Origin of the sequence: Pseudoalteromonas sp. (assembly GCF_036960685.1) — a bacterium.
Lineage (GTDB): Bacteria > Pseudomonadota > Gammaproteobacteria > Enterobacterales > Alteromonadaceae > Pseudoalteromonas.
Map to the genome: position 1 here is coordinate 1 of NZ_JBALXK010000050.1, position 7,669 is coordinate 7,669.

Annotated in this window: 4 protein-coding genes; all 4 read right to left on the bottom strand. The window is 42.1% G+C overall.

From position 1 onward, the window contains the following. Positions 1-253: 253 nt before the first annotated feature. Positions 254-2,326 (bottom strand): M13 family metallopeptidase, encoded by a 2,073-nt coding sequence (locus V7783_RS20820; protein ID WP_335680359.1) that lies wholly within the window; start codon positions 2,324-2,326, stop codon positions 254-256. Positions 2,327-2,834: 508 nt separating this feature from the next. Beyond that, entirely contained in the window at positions 2,835-3,230 is a 396-nt protein-coding gene (mutT, locus tag V7783_RS20825; protein ID WP_335680360.1) for an 8-oxo-dGTP diphosphatase MutT, read from the bottom strand. A gap of 531 nt (positions 3,231-3,761) precedes the next feature. Continuing rightward, a complete protein-coding gene (gene secA, locus V7783_RS20830; protein WP_335680361.1) occupies positions 3,762-6,470 on the bottom strand; it encodes a preprotein translocase subunit SecA in 2,709 nt (902 codons plus the stop codon). Positions 6,471-6,900: 430 nt separating this feature from the next. Beyond that, positions 6,901-7,389 carry a DUF721 domain-containing protein gene (locus V7783_RS20835; protein WP_335680362.1) on the bottom strand — a complete coding sequence of 163 codons (489 nt, stop codon included), beginning with the start codon at positions 7,387-7,389 and terminating at the stop codon, positions 6,901-6,903. Between the last annotated feature and the right edge of the window lie 280 nt (positions 7,390-7,669).

The following is a 7,669-nucleotide window of genomic DNA, read 5'->3' on the forward strand; positions in this document are numbered from 1 at the left end:
ACCTCGCGCAGGTCTTAGCGTTAAAGCAATCATCAGCCGATGACGTAGGAAATGGCTTTAGCCATGAATTTCATAAAACAGCGCCTACGTTTTAACCTATGTTTGAGGTTCTAGCACCTAGTCACTTCCCTAGCACCTCTAACCTCTAACCTCTAACCTTTAACCTATAACCTTTAACCTCTAACCTTTACTTCTCTCAAAACAAAAACGGCGGCCTAAGCCACCGTTTTATCAGCAAACTATTAAAAGTTGATTACCAAATTTTTACCCGCTCAGCTGGTTTGATATACATTTTATCGCCTTCTTTTACGTCAAACGCTTGGTAAAACTCAGGCATATTCGACAAGATACCAATTACTCGGTAATGGCTTGGTGAATGAGGGTCTGTCATAAGGCGGTTACGTAATTCTTCATCGCGGTATTTACGACGCCAAATTTGCGACCAACCCATAAAGAAGCGCTGATCACCCGTATAACCATCAATCACTGGCGCTTTATCGCCACCTAGCGATAACTGATAAGCAGTGAAAGCAACCGTTAGGCCACCTAAATCGCCAATATTCTCACCTAAAGTTAATTGTCCATTGACGCTGGCATCTGCAAATGGTTGGTACTCGTTATACTGCGCAACTAACTGGCCGGTACGTGCTTCAAACTGTTTAAGGTCTGACTCGCTCCACCAATCACGTAAATTACCATCACCATCATACTTAGCACCTTGGTCATCAAAACCATGGCCTAACTCGTGACCAATTACCGCACCAATTGCACCGTAGTTAACCGCATCATCAGCTTCTAAGTTAAAAAATGGGGGTTGTAAGATTGCCGCTGGGAACACAATTTCGTTATTCACCGGGTTATAGTAAGCATTCACTGTTTGTGGTGTCATGTGCCACTCAGAGCGATCAACAGGCTTACCTAGCTTATCAATCATATCCGCATAAGCCCATTCACTATGACGAATATAGTTACCAACTAAATCATCCGCATTAATGCTTAACTGTGAGTAGTCTTTCCAGTTATCAGGGTAACCGATTTTTGGTGTAAATTTGTCGAGTTTTTCTTTTGCAGCAAGCTTGGTTTCTGGGCTCATCCACTCTAGGTTTTCAATTGCAACACCATAGCCTTTTATCACGTTATCAACTAACTCTTCCATGCGCGCTTTAGCTTCTGGCGGGAAGTTTTCTTTAACGTAAACTTTACCCAAGATTTCACCTAACACTTCGTTTGATGCATCTACAGCCTGCTTCCAAAGAGGTGTTTGCTCTTCAACGCCGCGTAATGTGGTGCTATAAAAGTTAAAGTTTAAATCAACCAGATCTTTATCTAATATACCCGCGTAGTTACTTACTAAATGAAATTTAAGGTATTGTTGCCACGTTTCAAGGTCTGTCGTTTTATAAATATCGGCAAATTTTTCAAAGTAGCTAGGCTGGCTAACGATAATATCTTCTACATTCACACCAGACGCTTTAAAGTATTCAGCGAGGTCAAACTCACCAGTTAACTTACTCGCATCCGCTACACTCATTTTATTATAAGACTTGGTAGCATCGCGGCTTTCAACACGTGTCCACTGTGCATCGGCAATACTGGTCTCAAGTGCAATAATCGCTTTTGCAGCTTCATCTGCCTTTTCAACACCAGCATGTTTTAAAATATCGGCTACATAGACTTGATACTGCGCGCGAATTTTAGTGAATTTTTCATCGTCTTTTAAATAGTAATCACGATCAGGTAAACCAAGGCCTGATTGGTACGCGTACAATGCATTCTCGCTAGAGTTTTTAGCATCGTTATTAACATACCAACCAAATGGCACTGCGCCGCCTTGTATGCGAATTTTTGCCATCAATGTCACTAAATCAGACTTATTTTTAACACCATCAATAGCAGTCAACGGGCCATTTAGCGGTGTTATACCTAATTCATCACGCTTGGCTTCATTCATGTAGCTTTTGAAAAACGCACCCAACTTATATTCATCAGTACCCTCTTTAACCGCCGTATTCGCAGCCGCTTTTTCTAGTACTATTTTCATCGCTTCTTGCGAATCATCATATAACTGTGAGAACGAGCCATAGTTTGATTTATCACCCGGGATTTCAGTCGTCGCCAACCATTGGCCATTTACGTGATAATAAAAATCATCTTGAGCACGGACAGACTTGTCCATATTAGCTAGTTCAATACCAGAATTGAGCTGTTCTACCGGTGCGCTTGCAGCTACCGTTTCTGGTGCTTTAGCTTGTTCTTGTTGTTCGCCGCAACCGACTAATCCCAAAGCAAGTGCAATACTTGCCGCAGTAAGCGTTACTTTTTTCATGATTGTCTCGTTTGTTAGTTATGGTTTGAATACTCAGCCACTCAAATAAGGCTCTTAAATAGAATATTCGTTGCTCCCATCTTAAACCTGTTCCATGCAACAATAAACCGATAAGCCCAAACAGCCATTTTTAATATGTAACAAAGTTTGTAGCTAGAAATTTGCCTTACACAGGTTTATGTACAGCACCGAGAAAACATCAAAACCACGCGGCATAAAGTCGGCTCCTACGATAAATTTAAACCCTGTAGGAAATGGCTTTAGCCATGAATTTTATCAACCGCGCGGCATAAAGCCGCGCCTACGCAAATCCAAACACCCATGCCAACCCGTAGGCGCGAGTTTACCTCGCGCAATATTATGTTCACCACAGAGGCGCTTCGCGCTACACCGAGAAATGAAAGATACTCGCTTAAAGGCAGAGACTAGCTTCATCTAACATCTATAATCTAACGTCTAAATACAACTTGCGCGGCATAAAGCCGCGTCTACGTAAATCTAAGCACGATCAACACTGCGTTTTTATTTTTTCGATAATTTCTACGTTTGCTGCTGGGAAGTTATATTCATCTAAGCGGTCAATTGCAACCCACGCACTTTGTTGGCCTTCGGCGCCATGGGCTTGGCCGCTAAAGTCAGTCACTAAATGTACGTCGAGTTTTACGCATTTATCGCCATAATCATGCTCAATCGTCATCAACTCGCTTGAGTTGTTAATTGTTAAACCGACTTCTTCTTGAAGCTCTCGTTTAAGTGCTGCAAATACGGTTTCACCGCTTTCTACTTTACCACCTGGGAATTCCCACAAACCACCTTGGTGTTTATCGTCAGGACGTTTACAGATAAATAAACTGTTATCCGTTTTGATAACTCCAACCGCTACATGTACAATTTTTTTTGTCATCTTTTTACCTTTCTTAAAAACGCGCGGGGTAAACCCGCTAATACGTAGGTTCGAGGCGCTAGGTCCTAGGTCCTAACCCCTTTATTTACCTCTTAAGCGCAGCGCTCTCTTAACCTCTTTGTGAATAAATCACTAAAAACCTTTCGCGGCTAAAGCCGGCTCCTACGCGGGAGTAGCCTGTAGGAAATGGCTTTAGCCATGAATTTTAAACCGCGCGGCATAAAGCCGCTAATACGTAGGTTCGAGGCGCTAGGTCCTAGGTCCTAACCCCTTTATTTACCTCTTAAGCGCAGCGCTCTCTTAACCTCTTTGTGAATAAATCACTAAAAACCCTTCGCGGCTAAAGCCGGCTCCTACGAGGGAGTAGCCATGAATTTTAAACCGCGCCTACGCAAATTCAAACCCCGAGACAAACTTTAACCTATCGCCTAGCACCTTTGTCTTCCTAGAACCTTTAACCTTTAACCTTTAACCATATTCCGAAAAGCAAAAAAGCGACGCAGGCGTCGCTTTTTTCAGTATTTAAACAGTTTATTTTAACTTACCACAACACTGTTTAAACTTTTGACCAGAGCCGCATGGGCAAGGTTCATTACGGCCAACTTTTGGCTCAACGCGTGCAGATACAACAGCACCTTGTGGTGTTTCGCCGCCTACGTGTTCAACTTCTTCATGTTGATATTCGCGCGGTGCATTTTCACTCTTACGGTGTTGCTCTTCTACTTTTTCAACATCTTCTTCAGCGCGTACTTGTACTTTACTTAAAATGCTTACTACATCAATTTTAAGATTTTCAAGCATTTCTGAGAACAGCTCAAACGACTCACGTTTGTATTCTTGCTTAGGATTCTTTTGCGCGTAACCACGTAAATGAATACCTTGGCGTAAATGATCCATTGCTGCAAGGTGATCTTTCCAATGTTGATCCAAGCTTTGAAGCATAATCGCTTTTTCAAATTGACGAAGTACTGACTCACCAACTTGCTGCTCTTTATCTTTATAAGCTTGCTCAACTGACTCTTCAATACGCTCACGTAATTTTTCTTCGTAAAGCTTGTTATCGTCAGCTAACCACTGCGTGATTGGTAACTCAATTAAGAAGTCTTGTTTTAAACGCTCTTCAAGGCCAGGAATGTCCCACATTTCAGCGAGGCTTTGTGGTGCAATATATTGGTCAATCGTGTTGCCCAATACGTCACCACGAATAACCGTGATCGTCTCTGAAATATCGCCTTCTTCCAGCAATTCATTACGTTGTGAGTAAACAACGCGACGTTGGTCGTTTGCAACATCATCATATTCAAGTAGCTGTTTACGAACATCAAAGTTACGTGCTTCAACTTTACGTTGCGCGTTTTCAATGGCACGGTTAACCCACGGGTGCTCAATCGCTTCACCGCGTTGCATACCCAGTTTACGCATCATGTTAGTCATGCGCTCACCAGCGAATATACGCATTAACGCGTCATCCATTGATAAGTAAAAACGGCTTGAACCCGCATCACCTTGACGACCCGAACGACCACGTAGCTGGTTATCGATACGGCGCGATTCATGACGCTCAGTACCAATAATATGCAAACCACCCGCTGCAATTACTGCATCATGGCGAATTTGCCACGCTTCTTTAATCGTTTTAATTTGCTCATCAGTTGGGTTTTCAAGCTTTTCGACTTCGCTATTCCAGTTACCACCAAGTACGATATCAGTACCACGACCAGCCATGTTAGTAGCGATAGTTACTGTGCCTGGTAAACCCGCATCAGCAACGATGTCGGCTTCTTGGGCATGGAATTTAGCATTAAGTACGTTGTGCTTAATTTTTTCTTTACGTAAAAATTGCGATAAATACTCAGAGCTTTCGATTGAAATCGTACCCACCAATACTGGCTGGCCGCGCTCTTGGCAATCTTTAATATCGACCAAAATAGCTTCGTATTTTTCTTCTTGGGTTAAGTACACTAAATCAGCGCGATCTTCACGGATCATCGGCTTATTAGTTGGCATAACAACGGTATCTAGGCCGTAGATTGACTGAAACTCAAATGCTTCAGTGTCAGCAGTACCGGTCATACCTGCAAGGGTATCGTAAATACGGAAGTAGTTTTGGAATGTGATTGACGCTAATGTTTGGTTTTCGTTTTGAATTTTTACATTTTCTTTTGCTTCAACAGCTTGGTGTAAACCTTCAGACCAACGACGGCCTTCCATTGTACGGCCAGTGTGCTCATCAACAATGATAACTTCGTTTTCTTTTACAACGTAATCAATGTCTTTTTGATACAGTTTATGAGCACGTAATGCTGCATAAATATGGCTAAGCAGCGTAATACTTGCCGCTGAATAAAGCGAATCGCCTTCTTCAATTAAGCCACGCTCAATTAGCAGTTCTTCAACTTTAATTTGGCCGCGTTCAGTTAAATGAACTTGCTTGGCTTTTTCATCAATGGTGAAATCGCCATCGCCTTCAATACCTTCTTCATCTTCTTTCTCTTGTAATTCAAGAAGTGGAACAATGGTATTAATTTCAGCATATAGCTGCGAGCTATCTTCAGCAGGGCCTGAGATGATTAGTGGTGTACGCGCTTCATCAATTAAAATTGAGTCAACTTCATCGACTACTGCATAGTAAAGCGGACGTTGTACGCGCTCATTAATGCTAAACGCCATGTTGTCACGTAGGTAATCAAAACCAAATTCGTTATTAGTACCGTAGGTAATATCGGCAGCGTAGGCTTCTTTTTTCTGTTGCGGCATCATACCCGGTACGTTACAGCCAACAGTTAAACCTAAAAATTCAAACAATGGGCGGTTAGTCTCAGCATCACGCTTGGCAAGGTAGTCATTCACGGTAATAACGTGAACCCCTTTTCCTGTAATACCGCGTAAGTATGCCGGTAAACTTGCAGTAAGGGTTTTACCCTCACCGGTACGCATTTCTGCGATACGGCCTTGGTGCAACACCATGCCGCCTAGTAACTGCACGTCAAAGTGACGCATGCCATTTACACGCTTTGATGCTTCACGTACCACGGCAAACGCCTCTGGTAAAATGTCATCAAGACTTTGTCCGTTATCGTAACGCTCTCTAAAATCTGCTGTTTTGGCTTTTAAATCTTCGTCTGAAAGCGCCTCAAGTTGCGTTTCAAGCGCGTTGATCAGCGCGACCGTCTTTCTTAAATTTTTAATAGTGCGGTCATTGCGACTACCAAAAATCTTGGTAAATAAATTAGATATCATGATAAAACCGTTACAATGTGTTCTTTGCTAGCCGAGTATCAGCTAACCCATTTTTATAATTACTAATTAATAGATTACTCTTTGAGCACATATTAATTAGCAATTTCGATGAACGTTGCAAAAGCAGCGTTCAATACGTGCGCTACTATACCAGACTATGCGAAACATCAAACCATCACGTAGTTAAGATATGCGTTTTCTGCAAGAAAATTTACAACAAGCCGTAAACATTACTTTAATTAAGGCTGTGAAACGTCATTAACTCTGAAGATATGGTGGTGGATGATAAAAAATCAAGAGGTGAAAACAAACTAGCAATAACTGAATTTAAAAAGATGAAACCTATTGTAAAACTTCTTTTGAAAAGTTAAAGCCGCTCGATATTTTTTTAGCACTGCAGCTTTTCAACTTAAAACTTATGACTTACAGCTTAAAGCTTTGCTTTTTTGCCATGCCTAGCTAATTTTTCTAATTTTGCTTTTAATGATGGTGGTGCATCTGCGGCGATGGCATTTAGGTAGTCAGCGGTTTGTTCGCTCATAGGGAGTTTTTTGGCAGGCGTGGTATTGGCTGTTTTACTTGCATTATTTGGGCTTAATCGTTGGCTAGCTTGAGGATTAGCAGTAATTTTTATTTGCCCAAGCTCTGCCATACCCGCACCACGAAAGTGCGACAGCATATCCATTTTTAAGTAATTTAAACGCAGCGCAATAGGTGCAGAAACAGCCTCAATCATTAAGGTGCCATCTCGATAATTACTGACACGGCATTTACCGCTTAAATTAGCACCTAAAAATTCACTCAATAAAGTTTGTTGCTTATCCAGCGCTTGGCTCTTACCTGCATACGACGACAAGCGACCACTGAGACCAGCCATAATATCGTTTAACGGTTTTGGCGCGAACCTATCTTTAGCCATGAGAAAACACCAAATTACATCAGAGATCCGATTTTAGTTGAATGCGGAAGTTAAAGCTACCCGAGAAATGAAAGATACTAACGCTAGGTGTTAGGAGCTAGGTTAAAGATGAAAGGCAGAGGCTAGCTCTATCTGAAATCTAACGCCTCAACACAACGTGCGCGGCATAAAGCCCGCCTAAGTAAATCCAAACATCAATGCCAACCCGTAGGCGTTAAGCTTGTTGACGCACCAACACCGAGCCGCATTTAAAACGCGGTGGCAAGCCACTCGCCTACAT

Bases quoted from the DNA above. Each gene is read 5' to 3' on its own strand.
- V7783_RS20835 (WP_335680362.1), bottom strand. From the start codon at position 7,389: ATGGCTAAAGATAGGTTCGCGCCAAAACCGTTAAACGATATTATGGCT.
- mutT (WP_335680360.1), bottom strand. From the start codon at position 3,230: ATGACAAAAAAAATTGTACATGTAGCGGTTGGAGTTATCAAAACGGAT.
- V7783_RS20820 (WP_335680359.1), bottom strand. From the start codon at position 2,326: ATGAAAAAAGTAACGCTTACTGCGGCAAGTATTGCACTTGCTTTGGGA.
- secA (WP_335680361.1), bottom strand. From the start codon at position 6,470: ATGATATCTAATTTATTTACCAAGATTTTTGGTAGTCGCAATGACCGC.